Origin of the sequence: Streptomyces sp. BBFR2, from assembly GCF_044497305.1 — a bacterium.
Lineage (GTDB): Bacteria > Actinomycetota > Actinomycetes > Streptomycetales > Streptomycetaceae > Streptomyces.
This window is the reverse complement of the sequence record NZ_CP172415.1, coordinates 5,540,208-5,558,498: the sequence shown is the minus strand read 5'-3', so window position 1 is coordinate 5,558,498 and position 18,291 is coordinate 5,540,208. Positions and strand designations below refer to the sequence as shown.

Here is an 18,291-nt window from a genome sequence, read left to right as displayed (position 1 = left end):
ACTCGCTCACCTCTTTTTGGGACGGCGGACGTGGACGGAGCGCCGCAGCGGCCGGGCCAGCCCCAGCCGGTGCGTCGCCTCGCCGAGCACCGCATCGAGATCCGCCCGTACCCGGTCCGGCTCCCGGAAGTGCGAGACAGCCGCCACCTTCACCTTGCGGCGCCCGGCCGTCACCTTGACGGACTGCACGCCGGACACCTCCATCGCCCGGTCCCGCAGCACCAGGGCGGCGGCGGCCCGGTCGAGACCGGCCCGGACATCGGGCGTGGCGCGGCGCATCGGCAACACCTTCCGCAGCCCCGGCGTGAGCGCCAGCACCAGCAGCCACAGGCCGAGCGCCATCGCCGCCGCGGCGCAGCCCAGCACCCACGGGTCGTCGAGCGGGCGGGTGGCCAGTTCCCGCGCCAGGCGGCGGCGCCAGGCCATCGCGGGCCGGTCGGCGCGCACCGCCGCCACGTCGTAGAGCAGCAGTCCCGCCCCGGCCAGCGCCAGCAGCGCCACCACGGCGGCCGGCAGGCGGCGGGCGGACCAGAACCGGCGCGCCCGCCCGTGCCCGCCGCCGGGTAGGGGCTCGGGTTCCTTCTCCAGGGTCACCGCCCGCCCGGTGGCGGCGCGTTCGTCGTCGCTCATCGCACCCTTTCCCGGTCGCGTTCCAGCGGCGAGCGCAGCCGTTCCACCTCCACGGTCACCTCGGACACCGTCATGCCCGCCAACTCCCCGACCCGCGCGGTGACCTGACGGCGCACCTCGGCGCACCGCGCGCCGATCGCGGCGGGGTAGCCCAGTTCGACGGTGACGTGCACATGGGCCTCGCCGAACGGCAGCCGCCCGTCCCGCCGCCGGACGGTGACACTCGCGTGGGCGCCGGTGCGGGCGCCGCCGGCCGCGGCGCGCAGCGCCTCGCGGGCCGCCGCGGCGGCGATCTTCGCCACCACCCGGTCCGCGACGCGGGTCGCGCCCCGTTCCCCGGACGCCACCTCGGCGACGGCCGCCGCTCCGGGCGCCGTCGACGCCGTCGCCACCGCGGCTCACCGCCGCCGGTCGTCGCGCGCCCGGGGCCGGAAGAGGTCCCCGGCCTGGAGGTCCCCGTCGAGGAACCGCCCGGCGACGAACCCGATCGCGCCCAGCGCCGCCACCAGGACGAACGCCCCGAAGCCGCCGAAGTATCCGGCGAAGCCCAGCGCCATACCGGCCAGAAGACCGACCACGGCCATGCTCATCGTGCGCTCCTTCGCTCCCGCTCCGGACGAAACCGCTGCCGGCCGTCTACTGCAGACGGCTCTCCGGCTCCTCGTCCTCGTCCTCCTCGTCGGGCAGCTTGACGTCGCTGACCGCGATGTTGACCTCGACGACCTCCAGGCCGGTCATCCGCTCCACGGCGGAGATGACGTTCTCCCGCACATCGCGGGCCACCTCGGCGATGGAGACGCCGTACTCCACCACGATCTCCAGGTCGAGCGCGGTCTGCACCTCACCGACCTCGGCCTTCACCCCGCGCGCGACGGGCGCGGAGCGGGAGCCGCCGGGCACCCGGTCACGTACCGCGCCGAGGGTGCGGGCCAGCCCGCTGCCCATGGCGTGGACGCCCACCACATCCCGGGCGGCGAGCCCGGCTATCTTCTCCACCACGCCGTCGGCGATGGTGGTCCGCCCACGGGAGGCGGGATCGCCCCCGCCGCGTTTACCGCCCGGGGCCTTCGCCTCCGACGCGCCGCCCGAGGAGGGCTCGGTCCGGTTCCACTGTTCTTCCGCCATCGCCGATCGTCCCTTTCCGGGGAAGACGTCACCGCTCCCACCCACGCTAGGTGCGCTCGCCCGGACCCGCCCGACCTACTGCGGCACCCGGGTTGCGCCCCCGCGCCCCGGGCCGCACCACCCTGCCGCGCGGGCCCGGCTGCGGCAGGCTGGAAGCACGCCCGTCACCGCTACGAGGACGGGCGGCAGGCGGAACGGTGGACGACAGCCCTGGGGGTGACGCGGTGGCCGCGGCGGAGTGGGCGCACAGGGTGCGCCGGGAGCTGGGAGCCGGCCGGGTGCTGCCCCTGAGCGGCCCGGCGGACGGCTGCTGGATCACCGAGGAGGCCGCGGCCCGGCTGCTGCGGGCCCGCGCCGCCCTCCTGCCCGGCCTGCGCCTGGGCCCACTGCGCCTCGCCCCGCTGGACGACAACGCCGCCCGGCCGCCCGCACCCGCCCCGCCCAGCGCACTGCCCCCGGGCCCGCTGCGCATCACCGCGGATCTCACGGCGACCTCCGCACGCCCTCTCCCGAAGACCGCCGGGGACCTGCGCACAGCCCTGCTGGAGACCGCCGACCAGGCACTCGGCCTGCCCGTCACGGCCGTGGACCTGCGGATCACCGGCGTACTCGACCCCACCGGAACACCGGCCCGGGAGCGCCCCGCGCCACCCGGACCGGACATCGGCCTCAGCCCGCGGGAGGCCGGCGCCCCGGACCCGGTGGCCGACGCGGTACTCACCGTGCCCGGCGTGACACGCCTCGCCGCCACTCTGGGCGGCGCCTCCCGGCCGGTACGGGAGGTGCCGGGCGGACTCCTGGTCCAGGTGGCGACCGGCCCGGGCCACCGGGCGGCGGACGTCGCCCACGCGGTCCGTACGGCGGCGGGCACGGCCCGCACCCCGCCGGTGGCCGTGGCGGTACTGGTCACCGCCGTCGACGACGGGTGACCGGGCACCGGCCGCCCACGGGCGCACGGCGTCACAGGCGCCCGGCCACGCCCTACGGGTTCACTCCCCCAGGCCCGCCAGATCACGCAGGCGACGGCCCTGAGCGGCGCGCTCGGCGGCACGCTGCTCCTCCGGGCCGCGGCCGACCGCACCGGCCAGCAGCGCCTTGGTCTCGATGACGGCGTCCCGCGGCGGGGCCAGCAGAGCGGCGGCCAGGTCGGCGACCGCGCCGTCCAGCTCGGCACCGGGAACCACGAGGTTGGCCAGGCCGATCCGGCCCGCCTCCTCACCGTGGACGAAGCGCCCGGTGGCGCAGATCTCCAGCGCCCGCGCGTAGCCGACGAGATGGACCAACGGATGGGTCCCCGTCAGATCGGGCACCAGGCCAAGGCTCGTCTCGCGCATCGCGAACTGCACGTCATCGGCGCATACCCGCAGGTCACAGGCGAGTGCGAGCTGGAATCCGGCGCCTATCGCATGGCCCTGGACGGCGGCGATCGACACCAGGTCGTTCCGCCGCCACCAGGTGAACGCCTCCTGGTACGAGGCGATGATCGCGTCCATCTCGTGCTCGGGGCCGCGCGCCATGTCGAGGAACGACGGCTCGCCGTCGAACCCCTCGGGCGTGAACGCCTGGCGGTCGAGGCCCGCGGAGAAGGACTTGCCCTCGCCCCGCAGCACCACGACGCGGACGCTCCCCGGCAGCAGCGCCCCGGCCTCGGCCAGCGCCCGCCACATGGCGGGCGACTGGGCGTTGCGCTTGGCGGCGCCTGCGAGGGTCACCGTGGCGAGCGCGTCGTCCACGGTGAGCCGCACACCGTCCTTGTCGAGCAGAGTCATCAGAATGCCTCCGAGTCAGCCGTCGCACCAGCGTGCGTAAGTGACTGAACGGTAACCTCCCGGTCGTCTGCTCGACCGACCGGGGGGACACCCGTCGGAGTCGCGGTCGTCAGGCCGAGGCGGCCTTCTTGCCCCTCGTTGCTCCGCCCCGACCGCGCAGGGACACACCGGATTCGCTGAGCATCCGGTGGACGAATCCATAGGAGCGACCGGTCTCTTCGGCCAGCGCCCGGATGCTCGCTCCGGAGTCGTACTTCTTCTTCAGGTCTGCCGCGAGCTTTTCGCGCGCGGCGCCGGTCACCCGGCTGCCCTTCTTCAGAGTCTCGGCCACCCGTGCCTCCTCATGGGAAGTGCGCTCTGGACTTCTCATGATCACCCCTCCCCGCGTTCCTGGCCACCCATTCGGCAAGGTCTGTGAGGAGCCGTCCGAGACCGTACGCGTCCGGACAATCTGCCCAAGGGCCTCCGACACCCACCGAAATCGCCGCACGACGCCGCTGCCGCCCGGGAAACCGCAGGTCAGCAGAGGTGTGCCGGAAACGACGGAAGCCGGGCCACAGGGGCCCGGCTCCGTCTTGGAGGCTCGCCGGTGTACGAGCCGTTCTCACTCAGATGATGGATCACCCGTCGGCCGAATGATCGATGCGCGGACCTGCGGCCCGCCGCCGTCACGCCAGTGCGACGAGGTCCGCGTATTCCTGACCCCACAGGTCCTCGACGCCGTCGGGGAGCAGGATGATCCGCTCCGGCTCCAGGGCGTCCACCGCGCCCTCGTCGTGCGAGACGAGGACGACGGCGCCGGTGAAGGTGTGCAGCGCGCCGAGGATCTCCTCGCGGCTGGCCGGGTCGAGGTTGTTCGTCGGCTCGTCGAGCAGCAGGACGTTGGCGGACGAGACGACCAGCGTGGCCAGTGCCAGGCGGGTCTTCTCACCGCCGGAGAGCACCCCGGCGGGCTTGTCGACGTCGTCGCCGGAGAACAGGAAGGAACCCAGCGTCTTACGGATGGCGACGAGGTCCATGTCCGGGGCGGCGGAGCGCATGTTCTCCAGGACCGTACGGTCCGGGTCGAGCGTCTCGTGCTCCTGCGCGTAATAGCCCAGCTTGAGGCCGTGGCCGGGGCGGACCTCGCCGGTGTCGGGGGTCTCCACCCCGGCCAGCAGCCGCAGCAGCGTGGTCTTGCCGGCGCCGTTGAGGCCGAGGATGACGACGCGGGAGCCCTTGTCGATGGCGAGGTTGACGTCGGTGAAGATCTCCAGCGAGCCGTACGACTTCGACAGGCCCTCGGCGGTGAGCGGGGTCTTGCCGCACGGCGCGGGGTCGGGGAAGCGCAGCTTGGCGACCTTGTCGGCGGCGCGGACGTCCTCGAGACCGGCCAGCAGGCGCTCGGCGCGCTTGGCCATGTTCTGCGCGGCGACGGTCTTGGTGGCCTTGGCGCGCATCTTGTCGGCCTGCGAGTTGAGTGCCGCGGCCTTCTTCTCGGCGTTCTGCCGCTCGCGCCGGCGGCGCTTCTCGTCGGCCTCGCGCTGCTGCTGGTAGAGCTTCCAGCCCATGTTGTAGACGTCGATGGTGGCGCGGTTGGCGTCGAGGTAGAAGACCTTGTTGACGACGGTCTCGACGAGGTCGACGTCGTGGGAGATCACGATGAAGCCGCCGCGGTACGTCTTGAGGTAGTCACGCAGCCAGACGATGGAGTCGGCGTCGAGGTGGTTGGTCGGCTCGTCGAGCAGCAGGGTGTCGGCGTCCGAGAAGAGGATCCGGGCCAGCTCCACGCGGCGGCGCTGACCACCGGAGAGGGTGTGCAGCGGCTGGGCGAGGATCCGGTCGGGCAGGCCCAGGCTGGCGGCGATGGTCGCCGCCTCCGCCTCGGCGGCGTACCCGCCCTTGGTCAGGAACTCCGTCTCCAGGCGCTCGTACTTGCGCATCGCCTTCTCACGGGTGGCGCCCTTGCCGTTCGCCATCCGGTCCTCGTTCTCGCGCATCTTGCGCAGGACGGTGTCCAGTTCGCGGGCGGAGAGGATGCGGTCGCGGGCGAGGACGTCCATGTCGCCGGTGCGCGGGTCCTGCGGGAGGTAGCCGACCTCGCCGGAGCGGGTGACGGAACCGGCGGCGGGGATGCCCTCACCGGCCAGGACCTTGGTGAGGGTGGTCTTCCCCGCGCCGTTGCGGCCGACCAGGCCGACGCGGTCGCCCTTGGCGATACGGAAGGAAGCGGAATCGATGAGAACGCGGGCGCCGGCGCGCAGCTCAAGGCCGGAAGCGGTGATCACGGAAAAACTCCAGGGCAGGGTGACGGCGGAATGGACGGACGGTCCGAGAGCGGTCTACGCCGTCTAATGAACCCAGAGGAGAACTGCCATACGAGGCAGTCTAACGGTGCCGCACAACTGGTTTTCCCGGCCGCCGGGCGGGCCGCGGACGTGAGACGGGGCCGCCCGGCGCGGTGGCGTGCGCGGCTGCCGCGGGTGCGTTGTCAGTGGTCCCCGGCAGACTGTGAGGCAGATCTCACGGATGCCCGCGCGGGCGGCGCGCGGAGCCGTGCGGAACGGGACGCGCTCCCGGAGAGGCGGACACCATGCCGGACACCCCGCAGCACCCGACCCTCTTCCCCACCCTTCTCTACCGCGACGCACCGGCCGCGATCCGCTTCCTCACCGAAGCCTTCGGCTTCACCGAGGAAGCCGTGTACCGAGGCGAGGACGGCGCCGTCGTCCACGCCGAGCTGTCCTACGGCAACGGACGGGTGATGCTCGGCTCCAAGGGGCACGGCGGCGCCTTCGACGCGGCGATGGCCGGTGCCGGGCCGAGCGGTGTCTACGTCGTGGTCGAGGACGTGGACGCCCATCACGCACGGGCGCGGGCCGCCGGGGCGGAGGTCCTGATGGAGCCCCGGGACCAGGAGTACGGCTCCCGCGACTACATGGCGCGCGATGCCGAGGGCAATGTCTGGAGCTTCGGTACGTATGCGCCGGGCGCGGACGGATGACGGGGAGCGGCGGGGCGGCCGTCCCCCGCCCCGCCGGGCCGCCGGGCCGTGGTGGTCCGGCGGCCCCGGGCCTCAGACGCCGCCGGTGTGCACCTGGAACGCGGCGCGGCGGACGGCCTTGGCCAGCGCCGGGTCGGGGTGCGCCGCGGCGAGCGCCACCAGGACCTGGACGGTGCGCGGGTGGCCCACGGCGCGTACCTCTTCGAGGAGGCGCGGGACGGAGCCCTGGACCGCCGAGTCGAGGTGGCGGATGAGCAACTGGCTCTCACCGTGGTCGGCGACGGCCGCGGCGGTGTCCACCCACAGCCAGGTCGACTCCTCGCGGGTGAGCACGTCGAGGGCGTTGTCCGGGTCGCCGCCCTCGTGCTCGAAGAGCCACAGCAGGACGTACGGGCGCAGCGCCGCCTCGTCGGCGGCCGCGCGGACGGCGGCCTCGGCCGGGGCGCCGACGGCGCGCAGCGCCTCGAAGGCGAGCCCGCGCAGCAGGGCGTCCTCGCCGCGCGCCACGGTCAGCAGCTCCTCGACGGCCGAGCCGACCGAGCGGGCCGCGAGCCAGGCGCGGTACTCGGCGCGGGCCGGGCCCGGGGTGAGCCGGGCGCAGCCGCGGAGCATGGCGGCGGCGGTCTGCTCGATGTTGCCCGCCGGGCTCTGTGCCGCGACGCAGATCTGCTCCAGCTTGACCCAGACCGACCAGTGCCCCAGTGGCGTCAGTTGCGCCTCGCGGGCGTCGTCGCCGTCGTCCGGGGCGGGGGCCGGGGCGCCGTCGGCGGGCACCAGCGCGCCGACCGCGGTCAGGGCGGCGAGCGCCCAGTCCAGCAGGGCGGTGAGCGGGGCCCGGGCCTCCTCGTCGGCCGCGTCGCCGTCCGCGGGCTCGGCACGGGGGCCGTACGGCACCTCGCAGCGCTCGGTGCGCAGCTCGGCGACGCGCTGTTCGAGCATGTCCAGCAGGGCCTGGAGGCGTACCGGACCGGCCGACAGATGGAGCAGCGACAGAAGCTGCGGTACGGCCTCGACGACCTCGCCGACGATGGCGGGCCCGGCGCCCTCGGGGGACGGCAGCGCCAGCGACCAGGCGTCGAAGAGGGCGACCCAGCCGCGGAGGGCGGCGGTGTCGTCGCGGTCCCAGGCGCGCAGCCGCCAGCCGGCGCGGGCGAGTCCGCCGTGCAGCTCGATCAGTCCGGCGAGGCGGGCGCGGTCCCAGTCGGCGCGCACCTCGGCGGCGGACAGGCCGAGGGCCTCGGCGGCGCGCTCCACGTCGGCCGCCGGGAGGGCGCCGTCGCGCCCGGCCCGTAGTCCGGCGGTGGCGCCGTCGGCCCAGCGGGCCAGGCGGGCGGCGCCCGAGAGTGCGGCGCGGGCCTGGCGCGCCAGTTCCGCGGGCGGCGGGGTGCCCTCGGGCGGGCGTGGGGCCGGACGGGCCGTCCGGGTGCTCACCGCCCGGCGGGCGGCGGCAATCGGTTGCCTGGGGACGAGTCGGAGCCGGGAGTCGCGCGGAGTACGGGACGTCACAGGAGCAGTCTTGCCGCTGATGGCCCGAAAACCCAATCGGACGACGGGAAACGGCCCGCTCAGCGGGGTTCACCCAGGCGACCCATCACGGTTGTGGGGAGTTGTCCCCCCGTATGTCCGGGGGTCGCGCCGTCCGGTACCCGTGCGGGAGGGCCGTCGCGGTCCGGGCGGTCACATGAGAGGGGTCAGGAAGCGGCGCAGGGACTCCTCGTAGGCGGCGGGGTCGGCGTTCCACATGGCGGCGTGCGGGGCGTGCGGCACGGGGCGGAGGGTGACGAGGTCCGGGCGGCGGGCGGCGAGGGCGCGGGAGGCGGCCCAGGGGGCGAGGATGTCGTCCGGGCCGTGGAAGAGGAGGGTGGGGACGGTGAGGGTGTCCGGGTCGACGGCGTCGCCGGGCCGGTCGACGGGGAGTCCGGTGTGGCCCTCGGCGGCGCGGACCGCGAGCGGCAGCAGGGCCCGCGGTACGTGCCGGGCGGTGGCCAGGGCGCGGACGGTGGCGTGCCGGTCGAGGACCGGTGAGTCCAGGACGAGGCCGCGGATGCGGTCGCGCATACCGGAGCGGGCGGCGGCGCGCAGCGCCATGGTGGCGCCGGTGGACCAGCCATGGAGGACGACGTCGCGGGCGCCGTAGCGGACGGCGTAGCGGATCGCGGCGTCCAGGTCGCGCCATTCGGAGTCGCCGAGGTGGTGCAGCCGGTCGGGGGTCTGCGGGGCGCCCGCGTCGTTGCGGTGGGCGAGGTCGAGGACGGGCAGCCGGTGGCGGTGGAGGAACGGCATGACGTTCATCGGGTGCTCGCGGGTGGTGCCGAGGCCGTGCACGGTGATCACCCAGGTGTCGCGTACACCCGGCAGGAACCATGCGGGCAGCGGTCCGAGTTCGCCCGGGACATCGACGTCGGCGCAGGTCAGGCCGAGGGCGTCGCGGGGGTTTCCGGCGTACACCTGCGGGGTGAGCCGCACCCGGGTGCCGGGCGGGAGCGCGCCGTGGGTGATCCGTTCCAGGCGGCGGACGACGGTGTCGGCGGGGTGCGGGGTGTGGTGCACCACCGGGCCGGTGATCGCGTGGCAGCCGGGGCCGGAGAGGCCGTACGTGCCGGGGCGCAGCGATGCCAGGCTGCGGGTCAGGGTGACCGTGCCGTCGCCGGTGGCGTGGACGGTCAGGCGCGAGTCCCCAGGGAACGGCACCTGGGGGGAGGGCCGGAGGGCGACGCCCCCGGCGTACCGGCCGGCCGCCACCGCGGCCGCACCGGCACCGATCACGGTGGTGACGGCCACAGCCGCCGCAGGAGCCAGGCGCACGTCTTCAGTGTGGAGCCGGGTGCCGGGGGCGGCCAGCGGACGGGGCGTACGGGTGAGCCGGGGCCGCGGACTACGGCGTGTCCTGGGGATGGCGGCCGTATCCGCGCAGGCGGGTGGCGGTCTCGGCGAGGTCGGCGGCGGTCAGGAGGGACGGGGTGCGGCCGGGGACGGACGAGGCGAGGAGCCAGACCTGGCACATCCACTCCAGTTGGGCGGTGCGGTCCAGGGCCTGGTCGAGGGTGGCACCGAGGGCGAGGGTGCCGTGGTGGGCGAGGAGGCAGGCGGTGCGGTCGCGCAGCGCCGCGAGGGCGTGGGCGGCCAGTTCGTCGCTGCCGTACGGGGCGTAGGGGGCGACGCGGACGGGGCCACCGAGGGCGGCGGTCATGTAGTGGACGGGCGGGAGTTCGCCGGTGAGGACGGTGACGGCGGTGGCGTGCGGGGCGTGGGTGTGGACGAGGGCCGTGGCGTCGGTGGCGCGGTAGACGGCGAGATGCATGGGGAGTTCGCTGGTGGGCGGGAGGCTGCCCGCGCACTGCCGGCCGTCGAGACCGACGGCGGTGAGGTCCCCGGGGCCGAGGCGGTCGTAGGGGACGCCGCTGGGCGTGACGAGGACGGTGTCGCCGACGCGGGCCGAAACATTGCCGGAGGTGCCGACGACGAGCCCGTCGGCGACGGTACGGCGGGCGGTGGCGACGACCTCCTCCCAGGCGGCCGCGAGGGCATCGGCCCCGGGCCGGTCCGGCTGCGGGGCGGGGACGCTGGGACGGGTCACGGGTTCCTCCGATGCGTGGGCGGCGGGTCGCCGTCACCGTACGGGCGGGGCGGCCCTCGGAGGGGCGGCTACGCGGGAGGGGCGACGGTGGGCCCGTCGTTGTACGGGCCGGGCGGCCGTTCGGGCGCTCGCGCGGCGGCCTGGCATGGGAGGGGCGGGGCGGGCCGCCCCGGAGGAACGGGGCCGTTGCCGCGGCGGCCGGGGCCGGCGCCGTTACGGGAAGTCCGTTCATACGGGGAGCCCCGCCGACGGCCCATCGCGTACGGACCGGGCGGGGGCTCCGGGGAGATCCGCCCGCGCGGCGGACCGCCCCGGAGAGGGCGGCAGAAGCCCGGCCGCGGGCGACGGCCCGCCGCCGTGGAGGCCGGTCGGTCCGTTCGACGCGAGTGCGTTCGCGTGGGGGTGCCGGTGCGGTCCGGGGCGGGCGTACGGAGGCGCGGGAGGTGGGGCGGCGTGCGCCGCGCTCGAACGGCGGGGCGTTCCGGGGGCCGGGGGTTTCGGCCAGGCGTGCGGGGTGGCGGGGGCCGTGGATTCGCGCCAGGTCCGCGTGCGGAGGGGGACGCGGGGCGGGGCGAGGGGGCGGGGCGTCCACCAGCGGGGTGACGGATTGCGACGGGGTCGTTCGGATGCTGTTCACGGGCGGCGGAACAAGCCATATTCGGGCCGAGCGGCAGCTCATTCGAGCCACATACAGATGGGGTGCAAGTGACGTGTGAGATACCTCCTTCCGAACACTGCGACGGCGTCATTACCGGGCCCGGCCACGTTCATCTCCCGTTCACCCACCCTTCGTACGTTTCCGGCGTCACTGACCATCGAACTGATTGCCTGGGTGAATGGAACACATCACGCTTCTCATCGGGATCGTGATCGTCACGGCCTTGGTGTTCGACTTTACGAACGGCTTCCACGACACGGCCAACGCCATGGCCACCACCATCTCCACCGGCGCGCTGCAGCCCAAGATCGCGGTGGCGATGTCGGCGGTCCTCAACCTCGTCGGCGCGTTCCTGTCCGTGGAGGTCGCCAAGACCATCTCCGGCGGGATCATCGACGAAAGCGCCGGTATCAGACCTGAAGTGATCTTCGCCGGTCTGGTCGGCGCGATCGTCTGGAATCTCCTCACCTGGCTCGCCGGCCTTCCCTCCAGCTCCTCCCACGCCCTGTTCGGCGGTCTGATCGGCGCCACGTTGGTGTCCGTGGGCACCGGCGGTGTGCACGGCGGCGCCGTGGTGATGAAGGTCCTGATCCCGGCCGTGGCCGCCCCGGTGGTCGCCGGTATCGCGTCGATGGCCGCGACCCGGCTGACGTACCGGCTGGCCCGGGGCCGCGACGAGCAGGAGACGGCCAAGGGCTACCGCGCCGGGCAGATCGCCTCGGCGGCGCTGGTCTCGCTGGCGCACGGCACCAACGACGCGCAGAAGACGATGGGTGTCATCACCCTCGCGCTGATCACCGGCGGTGTGGTCGCCCCGCACTCCGACCCGCCGCTGTGGGTCATCGCCTCGGCCGGTATGGCCATCGCCCTGGGGACGTACCTGGGCGGCTGGCGGATCATCCGCACCATGGGCAAGGGCATCACCGACATCCAGCCGCCGCAGGGCTTCGCCGCCCAGACCGGCGCCGCGGCCACCATCCTGGCCTCCTCGCACCTCGGCTTCGCGCTCTCCACCACCCAGGTCTGCTCGGGTTCGGTGATGGGTTCGGGTCTGGGCCGCAAGGGCGGTGTGGTGCGCTGGTCGACGGCGGTACGGATGGTCGTCGCCTGGTGCCTGACGCTGCCGGCCGCGGGCCTGGTGTCCGCCGGTGCCGCGCTCCTGGCCGACCAGGGTGACTGGGGCGTCACGGCCGTCGCGATCCTCGCGCTCGGCATCTGCGGCGCCATCTGGGCCGCGTCCCGCCGCAAGCCCATCGACCACAACAACGTCAACGAGACCGAGTTCACGGAGCCGCCCGGTGTGGTCACCGCGGCCCTCCAGACGGTCTCCCCTCCCCCGGCCGGGTCGCTGAACCCCGTCGAGGGCGAGGAGTCCGCCCCCGCCGCGAGCGCCCCGCGCGCCAAGACCGCGACAGCCGCCGGCTGACCGCCCGAATCTGAGGAACCGCAGCATGAGCATCGACTGGGCAGCTCTCGGCCAGGTCTTCGGCGTCACCCTGGTGGTGACGGTCGGGATCGTGGGCCTGTTCACGGTCGGCATCGTCGGCACGGCCCGTACCCGGACCGAGGGCGCGCCCGCCACGGCGGGTGCCCCGGGCGCCGGCGCGCGGATCGGCGGCCTCGCCGCCTACGCGGTCTGCGCGGCGGCGGTGGCGTACGGCATCTATCTGATCGTCGCCGCCTGACCCGTCCGGCACGGCGTACCCGGCGCCCGGTCACCGCACCTGAGCGGTGGCCGGGCGCCGTGCGTCGTGCCGGTCCTGTGGCCTCTGCCACATGGCCCGCGATACCACGGCGTCGCAGGTCACGGGTGAGTTGACGGGGTTGGCGGGGCGTGGTGGACTTCCCACGCCAATCGGCGACAGCAGAGGAAGTCCGGTGTGAATCCGGCGCGGTCCCGCCACTGTCACCGGGGAGCGCACCTCCGACGAAGGTCACGGTCCGCCCCGTGCACGCCCGACGGGCGCACGCCAGGACTGGAAGGCCGGGGGACGCGCCGATCCGGGAAGCCAGGAGACTCCTGTCGCCGTCACGTCGAACCAGGGCGCGGACCCTGAGTGAGGACATACCGCCATGCCCGGCCGCCCTGCCAGATCCTCCCTGCCGCAGTCCCTCCGAGGCGTGACGGCGGTCTGATCCGATGCGTGCCGAACACGCCGGCTACGCGTGCGGTGCGGTCCTGGGCTTTCTCGGTGATCTGCTCGCCGCCGACCCGCGGCGCGGCCATCCGGTGGCCGCCTTCGGGCGCGGTGCGGCGGCCGTCGAGGCCCGGCTCTGGCGCGACCACCGCGGTGCCGGCGCCGTCCATACCCTGCTCTGCGCGGGCGGCGCGACCGCCGGCGCCACGCTGCTGACCCGCGCGGTACGCGGGACCGCGCCCGCCCCCTCCCCCGTACGGACCGCCGCCGTCACCGCGCTGACCGCCGCCACCGTCTGGTCGGTGCTGGGCGGTACCTCACTGGGCCGGGAGGCGCGGGCCGTCGGCGACGCGCTGGCCGCCGGGGACCTCGACCGGGCACGGCGGCGGCTGCCGCATCTGTGCGGCCGGGATCCGCAGGCGCTGGACGAGGCGCAGATGGCGCGGGCGGTCGTCGAGTCGGTCGCGGAGAACACCTCGGACGCGGTGGTGGGCGCGCTGGTGTGGGGCGCCGTCGGCGGTGTCCCGGGGCTGGTGGCGTTCCGGGCGGTGAACACCCTCGACGCGATGGTGGGTCACAAGTCGCCGCGCCACCGCCGGTTCGGCTGGGCGTCGGCGCGGCTGGACGACGTCGCCGGGTGGCCCGGCTCCCGGCTGACCGCCGCGCTCACCGTGCTCGCCGCCCCGGACCGGCGCGGCGCGCTGCGGGCCTGGCGGCGGGACGGCGGCGCGCATCCGAGCCCCAACGCGGGCCCGGTGGAAGCCTCGTTCGCGGGCGCGCTGGGCGTACGGCTCGGCGGGACGCTGGCGTACGGCGGGCGTGTCGAGCACCGGCCGCGGCTGAACGGCGGGGGCCGTGCGGTGGCGACACAGGACATCGCGCGGGCGGTGCGGCTCTCGCGGCGGGTGAGCGTGGGGGCGTTGACGGTGACGGTGGCCGGGCGGCTGCTGGCGGGCGCGGTGCGTCCGGCCCTCGCCCGGCGGAAGGGCGGGGTGCGGTGACGGGCGGCGGACTGCTGATCGCGGGGACGACCTCCGACGCGGGCAAGAGCGTGGTGACGGCGGGGATCTGCCGCTGGCTGGTGCGGCAGGGCGTGGACGTCGCGCCGTTCAAGGCGCAGAACATGTCGCTGAACTCGTTCGTGACGCGGGACGGCGCGGAGATCGGCCGGGCGCAGGCGATGCAGGCGGCGGCCGCCCGGGTGGAGCCGTCGGCGCTGATGAACCCGGTGCTGCTCAAGCCCGGCGGGGACCGCAGCAGCCAGGTGGTGCTGCTGGGCAAACCGGTCGGCGAGATGAGCGCGCGGGGGTACTTCGGGCGCCCCGGGAGCGGTGCGCGCCCGGCCGGCCGCGAGGAGCTGCTCGGCACCGTCACCGAGTGTCTGGCCGAGCTGCGGCGCGCCCATGACGTGGTGATATGTGAGGGCGCGGGCTCCCCGGCGGAGATCAATCTGCGGCGCACCGACATCGTCAACATGGGGATCGCGCGGGCCGGGCGGCTGCCGGTGGTGGTGGTCGGTGACATCGACCGCGGCGGGGTGTTCGCGTCGTTCTTCGGGACGACGGCGCTGCTGGCCGAGGAGGACCAGGCGCTGATCGCCGGGTATCTCGTCAACAAGTTCCGCGGCGATGTGACGCTGCTGGAGCCGGGGCTGGAGATGCTGCGGGAGCTGACGGGGCGTCCGTCGCTCGGTGTGCTGCCGTTCACGCACGGGCTGGGCATCGACGAGGAGGACGGGCTGCGGGTGTCGCTGCGCGGCGCGGTCCGCGAGTCCGTGGTGGCGCCGCCGCACGGCGCGGACGTGCTGCGGGTCGCGGTGGCGGCGGTGCCGCTGATGTCGAACTTCACGGACGTGGACGCGCTGGCCGCCGAACCGGGCGTGGTGGTGCGGTTCGTCGACCGCGCCGAGGAGCTGGCCGACGCGGATCTGGTGGTGCTGCCGGGCACCCGCGGCACGGTGCGGGCGCTGGCCTGGCTGCGGGAGCGGGGGCTGGCCGACGCGGTCGCCCGGCGCGCCGCCGAGGGCCGTCCGGTGCTGGGCATCTGCGGCGGCTACCAGATGCTCGGCGAGGTGATCGACGACGAGGTGGAGTCCCGGGCGGGCACCGTGCCGGGCCTGGGGCTGCTGCCGCTGCGGGTGCGGTTCGCGGTGGAGAAGACGCTGGCCAGGCCGGTCGGTACGGCGCTGGGCGCGGCAGCCGAGGGGTACGAGATCCATCACGGGGTGGCCGAGGTGAGCGGCGGGGAGCCGTTCTTCACCGACGACGCCGGGCGGCCGCTGGACGGCTGCCGGTCGGGGTCGGTGTGGGGGACGCACTGGCACGGGTCGCTGGAGAGCGACGCGTTCCGGCGGGCGTTCCTCGCGCGGGTGGCGGCGGACGCGGGGCGGGCGTTCGTCCCGGCGCCGGACACCAGCTTCGGCGCGCTGCGCGAGGAGCAGTTGGACCGGCTCGGCGACCTGATCGAGGAGCACGCCGACACCGGTGCGCTGCTGCGGCTGATCGAGAAGGGCGTCCCGCCGGGGCTGCCGTTCGTCCCGCCGGGGGCGCCGTGAGGGCGCGTAGGGCGCCAGGACGTCACGCAAGGGTGCCCGAGGGCACGGACCGGGCGGCCGGTGACGGCCGCACCTCGCATGAAGGAGTGATCGCCACATGAGCGCCCGCTATCCGTTCACCGCCGTCGTCGGAATGGACGACCTGCGGCTGGCGCTGCTGCTGAACGCCGTCAGCCCGGCGGTGGGCGGCGTCCTCGTCCGCGGCGAGAAGGGCACCGCCAAGAGCACCGCCGTCCGGGCGCTGGCCGAGCTGCTGCCGCAGGTCGCGGTGGTCGACGGCTGCCGCTTCAGTTGCGATCCGGCCGCGCCGGACCCCGGCTGCCCGGACGGGCCGCACGGGGCGGACGAGGCGGCGCACCGGCCCGCCCGGATGGTGGAGCTGCCGGTGGGCGCCTCCGAGGACCGGCTGGTCGGCGCGTTGGACATCGAGCGGGCGCTGGCCGAGGGCGTGAAGTCCTTCGAGCCGGGGCTGCTCGCCCGGGCGCACCGCGGGCTGCTCTACGTCGACGAGGTCAACCTGCTCCACGACCACCTCATCGACCTGCTGCTGGACGCCGCCGCGATGGGCGCCTCGCACGTCGAGCGGGAGGGCGTCTCCGTCCGGCACGCGGCGCGGTTCCTGCTGGTCGGGACGATGAACCCGGAGGAGGGCGAGCTGCGTCCGCAACTGCTGGACCGGTTCGGGCTGACCGTGGAGGTCGCGGCGGACCGGGACCCGGCGCGGCGGGTGGAGGTGGTCCGGCGGCGGCTGGCGTTCGACGACGACCCGGCGGCGTTCGCGGCGCGCTGGGCGGGCGAGGAGACGGCGCTGCGGGAGCGGATCACCGCCGCGCGGGCGCTGCTGTCCTCGGTGCGGCTCGGCGACGGGGCGCTGCGGCAGATCGCGTCGGTCTGCGCGGGGTTCGAGGTCGACGGGATGCGCGCGGACCTGGTGATGGCGCGGACCGCGACGGCGCTGGCCGCGTGGGCCGGGCGGACGGACGTACGCACCGAGGACGTCCGGCGGGCGGCGCTGCTGGCGCTGCCGCACCGCAGGCGCCGGGCCCCGTTCGACGCGCCGGGTCTCGACGAGGAGAAGCTCGACCGGCTGCTGGAGGAGTCGGCCCCCGAGGACGACCCGGAGCCGGACGGTCCGCAGGACGGCGGGCCCGAGGGCGGCCCGGACGGTGAGCCGGAGGGGCCGGACGGCGGGCCCGGGGGCGGGCCGGACGGCGGTGGCCCGGACGGGGGCGGTCCCGACGGGGGCGGTGCGCCGCCGCCGCGGGAGGAGAGCGTGCCGGGGCCGCGGGAGAGCGGGCCCGCGCCGGGCCGGGACGGCGACGGCGCGGAGCCGGGCGGTGAGCCCGACGGCCGTCCGGCCGGGGCCCCGGCGGCGCAGCAGGCGGCGGTGGCGGCGGGCGAGCCGTTCGCCACCCGGCGCCTCGACGTGCCGGGGCTGGGCGAGGGCGCGGACGGCCGCCGTTCGCGGGCGCGGACCGCGCACGGCCGGACCACCGGGTCCCGGCGGCCGCGCGGTGCGCTCGGCAAGCTGCATCTGGCGGCGACGTTGCAGGCGGCCGCGCCGCACCAGCGGGCGCGCGGGCGGCGCGGTCCGGGCCTGGTGGTGCGCCGCGACGATCTGCGGGAGGCGGTCCGCGAGGGGCGGGAGGGCAACCTCGTGCTGTTCGTGGTGGACGCCTCCGGGTCGATGGCGGCGCGCAAGCGGATGAGCGCGGTCAAGGGCGCGGTGCTGTCGCTGCTGCTCGACGCGTACCAGCGGCGCGACAAGATCGGCATGATCACGTTCCGGGGGCGGGAGGCGGAGCTGGCGCTGCCGCCGACGTCGTCGGTGGAGGCGGGCGCGGCGCGGCTGGCGTCGCTGCCGACCGGGGGCCGCACCCCGCTCGCCGAGGGGCTGCTCAAGGCTCACGAGGTGCTGCGGGTGGAGCGGATGCGGGACGCGTCGCGGCGGCCGTTGCTGGTGGTCGTCACCGACGGCCGGGCGACCGGCTCCGGGGCGCCGTCGCCGCTGGAGCGGGCGGCGCGCGCCGGGCGGCTGCTGGGCGCCGAGGGCGTCGCGTCCGTCGTCGTGGACTGCGAGAGCGGTCCGGTGCGGCTGGGTCTGGCCGGGGCGCTCGCCCGGGAGCTGGGCGGCCCCGCCGTCACCCTCGACGAGCTGCGCGCGGACAGCGTGTCGGGGCTCGTACAAAATCTCCGCGGCGGGCGGGGTACGGCCGCCGCGCATCACATCTCGGACTCCAGGAAGGTGGCGTAAATGCCGCAGGGACAGCCGTCCGTCGTACCGAACGACGGGCTCACCACCCGCCAGCGCCGCAACCGGCCGCTGGTCTTCGTCCACACCGGCGTCGGCAAGGGCAAGTCGACGGCGGCGTTCGGGCTCGCGCTGCGCGCCTGGAACCAGGGCTGGCCGGTCGGGGTGTTCCAGTTCGTGAAGTCGGCGAAGTGGAAGGTCGGCGAGGAGCGGGCGCTGAAGGTGCTCGGCGAGAGTGGCGAGGGCGGCACCGTCGCCTGGCACAAGATGGGCGAGGGCTGGTCCTGGGTCCAGCGCGACCTGGCCTCCAGCGAGGAGGCGGCGCGCGAGGGCTGGGAGCAGGTCAAGCGGGATCTGGCCACCGAGACGTACAAGCTGCTGGTGCTGGACGAGTTCGCCTACCCGCTGCACTGGGGGTGGATCGACACCGAGGACGTGATCTCGGCGCTGCGGGAGCGGCCCGGCACCCAGCATGTGGTGATCACCGGGCGGAACGCGCCGCAGGCGCTGGTGGACTTCGCGGATCTGGTCACCGACATGTCGAAGGTGAAACACCCGATGGACACCGGCCAGAAGGGCCAGCGGGGCATCGAATGGTGAGTGTGG

At 75.2% G+C, this 18,291-nt stretch carries 18 protein-coding genes and 1 riboswitch; of the genes, 8 read left to right on the top strand and 10 right to left on the bottom strand.

From position 1 onward, the window contains the following. Positions 1-6: 6 nt before the first annotated feature. From ACGH2B_RS22615 to ACGH2B_RS22600, 4 genes are read right to left on the bottom strand one after another with little or no spacing between them, the layout of a single operon-like run. Positions 7-630 carry a DUF6286 domain-containing protein gene (locus ACGH2B_RS22615; protein ID WP_399092855.1) on the bottom strand — a complete coding sequence of 208 codons (624 nt, stop codon included), beginning with the start codon at positions 628-630 and terminating at the stop codon, positions 7-9. Then, the gene (locus tag ACGH2B_RS22610; protein WP_399092852.1) at positions 627-1,022 is read right to left on the bottom strand and encodes an Asp23/Gls24 family envelope stress response protein; all 396 of its coding nucleotides are present in this window, start codon (positions 1,020-1,022) and stop codon (positions 627-629) included. The genes ACGH2B_RS22615 and ACGH2B_RS22610 overlap by 4 nt, the downstream gene beginning before the upstream one ends. A gap of 6 nt (positions 1,023-1,028) precedes the next feature. Beyond that, entirely contained in the window at positions 1,029-1,220 is a 192-nt protein-coding gene (locus ACGH2B_RS22605; RefSeq protein ID WP_399092849.1) for a hypothetical protein, read from the bottom strand. Positions 1,221-1,266: 46 nt separating this feature from the next. Further along, positions 1,267-1,755, bottom strand: coding sequence for an Asp23/Gls24 family envelope stress response protein (locus ACGH2B_RS22600; RefSeq protein WP_399092846.1), 489 nt, complete (start codon positions 1,753-1,755; stop codon positions 1,267-1,269). Positions 1,756-1,952: 197 nt separating this feature from the next. On the opposite strand from ACGH2B_RS22600, the gene ACGH2B_RS22595 reads away from it, so the two are divergent. Continuing rightward, entirely contained in the window at positions 1,953-2,684 is a 732-nt protein-coding gene (locus ACGH2B_RS22595) for a hypothetical protein (protein WP_399092843.1), read from the top strand. A gap of 60 nt (positions 2,685-2,744) precedes the next feature. Here the strand turns inward: ACGH2B_RS22595 and ACGH2B_RS22590 are convergent, their stop codons facing one another. The 3 genes from ACGH2B_RS22590 to abc-f all read right to left on the bottom strand — a co-directional run bounded on the left by ACGH2B_RS22590 (position 2,745) and on the right by abc-f (position 5,791). After that, positions 2,745-3,524 (bottom strand): enoyl-CoA hydratase/isomerase family protein, encoded by a 780-nt coding sequence (locus ACGH2B_RS22590; protein WP_399092840.1) that lies wholly within the window; start codon positions 3,522-3,524, stop codon positions 2,745-2,747. 109 nt (positions 3,525-3,633) lie between these two features. Beyond that, a complete protein-coding gene (locus tag ACGH2B_RS22585) occupies positions 3,634-3,855 on the bottom strand; it encodes a helix-turn-helix domain-containing protein (protein ID WP_009718933.1) in 222 nt (73 codons plus the stop codon). 337 nt (positions 3,856-4,192) lie between these two features. Beyond that, entirely contained in the window at positions 4,193-5,791 is a 1,599-nt protein-coding gene (gene abc-f / locus ACGH2B_RS22580; RefSeq protein WP_399092837.1) for a ribosomal protection-like ABC-F family protein, read from the bottom strand. Positions 5,792-6,096: 305 nt separating this feature from the next. On the opposite strand from abc-f, the gene ACGH2B_RS22575 reads away from it, so the two are divergent. Next, the gene (locus tag ACGH2B_RS22575; protein WP_399092834.1) at positions 6,097-6,507 is read left to right on the top strand and encodes a VOC family protein; all 411 of its coding nucleotides are present in this window, start codon (positions 6,097-6,099) and stop codon (positions 6,505-6,507) included. 72 nt (positions 6,508-6,579) lie between these two features. On the opposite strand, the gene ACGH2B_RS22570 is transcribed toward ACGH2B_RS22575, so the two are convergent. From ACGH2B_RS22570 to ACGH2B_RS22560, 3 genes are all read right to left on the bottom strand, one after another. Then, the gene (locus tag ACGH2B_RS22570) at positions 6,580-8,013 is read right to left on the bottom strand and encodes a hypothetical protein (protein ID WP_399092831.1); all 1,434 of its coding nucleotides are present in this window, start codon (positions 8,011-8,013) and stop codon (positions 6,580-6,582) included. Positions 8,014-8,184: 171 nt separating this feature from the next. Next, positions 8,185-9,312, bottom strand: a complete 1,128-nt coding sequence (locus tag ACGH2B_RS22565) for an alpha/beta hydrolase (RefSeq protein WP_399092828.1) — start codon at positions 9,310-9,312, stop codon at positions 8,185-8,187. Between the two features lie 70 nt (positions 9,313-9,382). After that, positions 9,383-10,084 (bottom strand): class II aldolase/adducin family protein, encoded by a 702-nt coding sequence (locus ACGH2B_RS22560; RefSeq protein ID WP_399092825.1) that lies wholly within the window; start codon positions 10,082-10,084, stop codon positions 9,383-9,385. Between the two features lie 836 nt (positions 10,085-10,920). Here ACGH2B_RS22560 and ACGH2B_RS22555 point away from each other — a divergent pair. The 6 genes from ACGH2B_RS22555 to cobO all read left to right on the top strand — a co-directional run bounded on the left by ACGH2B_RS22555 (position 10,921) and on the right by cobO (position 18,285). Beyond that, positions 10,921-12,168 (top strand): anion permease, encoded by a 1,248-nt coding sequence (locus tag ACGH2B_RS22555; RefSeq protein WP_399092822.1) that lies wholly within the window; start codon positions 10,921-10,923, stop codon positions 12,166-12,168. A gap of 25 nt (positions 12,169-12,193) precedes the next feature. Beyond that, positions 12,194-12,427 carry a hypothetical protein gene (locus tag ACGH2B_RS22550; RefSeq protein WP_399092819.1) on the top strand — a complete coding sequence of 78 codons (234 nt, stop codon included), beginning with the start codon at positions 12,194-12,196 and terminating at the stop codon, positions 12,425-12,427. A 181-nt stretch (positions 12,428-12,608) separates the two neighbouring features. Further along, positions 12,609-12,762: riboswitch (cobalamin riboswitch) on the top strand. 120 nt (positions 12,763-12,882) lie between these two features. Next, positions 12,883-13,881: a cobalamin biosynthesis protein gene (locus tag ACGH2B_RS22545; RefSeq protein WP_399092816.1), complete on the top strand. Its 999-nt coding sequence runs from the start codon at positions 12,883-12,885 to the stop codon at positions 13,879-13,881. Further along, positions 13,878-15,434 (top strand): cobyric acid synthase, encoded by a 1,557-nt coding sequence (locus ACGH2B_RS22540; protein WP_399092813.1) that lies wholly within the window; start codon positions 13,878-13,880, stop codon positions 15,432-15,434. The genes ACGH2B_RS22545 and ACGH2B_RS22540 overlap by 4 nt, the downstream gene beginning before the upstream one ends. Before the next feature lie 97 nt (positions 15,435-15,531). After that, complete coding sequence (locus ACGH2B_RS22535) at positions 15,532-17,688, top strand: putative cobaltochelatase (RefSeq protein WP_399092810.1); 2,157 nt, start codon at positions 15,532-15,534, stop codon at positions 17,686-17,688. Then, the gene (cobO, locus tag ACGH2B_RS22530; protein ID WP_399092807.1) at positions 17,689-18,285 is read left to right on the top strand and encodes a cob(I)yrinic acid a,c-diamide adenosyltransferase; all 597 of its coding nucleotides are present in this window, start codon (positions 17,689-17,691) and stop codon (positions 18,283-18,285) included. The last annotated feature ends 6 nt before the right edge of the window (positions 18,286-18,291 follow it).

Coding starts and splice junctions, on each gene's coding strand:
- ACGH2B_RS22615 (WP_399092855.1), bottom strand. CDS start 630: ATGAGCGACGACGAACGCGCCGCCACCGGGCGGGCGGTGACCCTGGAG.
- ACGH2B_RS22605 (WP_399092849.1), bottom strand. CDS start 1,220: ATGAGCATGGCCGTGGTCGGTCTTCTGGCCGGTATGGCGCTGGGCTTC.
- ACGH2B_RS22600 (WP_399092846.1), bottom strand. CDS start 1,755: ATGGCGGAAGAACAGTGGAACCGGACCGAGCCCTCCTCGGGCGGCGCG.
- ACGH2B_RS22590 (WP_399092840.1), bottom strand. CDS start 3,524: ATGACTCTGCTCGACAAGGACGGTGTGCGGCTCACCGTGGACGACGCG.
- ACGH2B_RS22575 (WP_399092834.1), top strand. CDS start 6,097: ATGCCGGACACCCCGCAGCACCCGACCCTCTTCCCCACCCTTCTCTAC.
- ACGH2B_RS22555 (WP_399092822.1), top strand. CDS start 10,921: ATGGAACACATCACGCTTCTCATCGGGATCGTGATCGTCACGGCCTTG.
- ACGH2B_RS22550 (WP_399092819.1), top strand. CDS start 12,194: ATGAGCATCGACTGGGCAGCTCTCGGCCAGGTCTTCGGCGTCACCCTG.
- ACGH2B_RS22545 (WP_399092816.1), top strand. CDS start 12,883: ATGCGTGCCGAACACGCCGGCTACGCGTGCGGTGCGGTCCTGGGCTTT.
- ACGH2B_RS22535 (WP_399092810.1), top strand. CDS start 15,532: ATGAGCGCCCGCTATCCGTTCACCGCCGTCGTCGGAATGGACGACCTG.
- cobO (WP_399092807.1), top strand. CDS start 17,689: ATGCCGCAGGGACAGCCGTCCGTCGTACCGAACGACGGGCTCACCACC.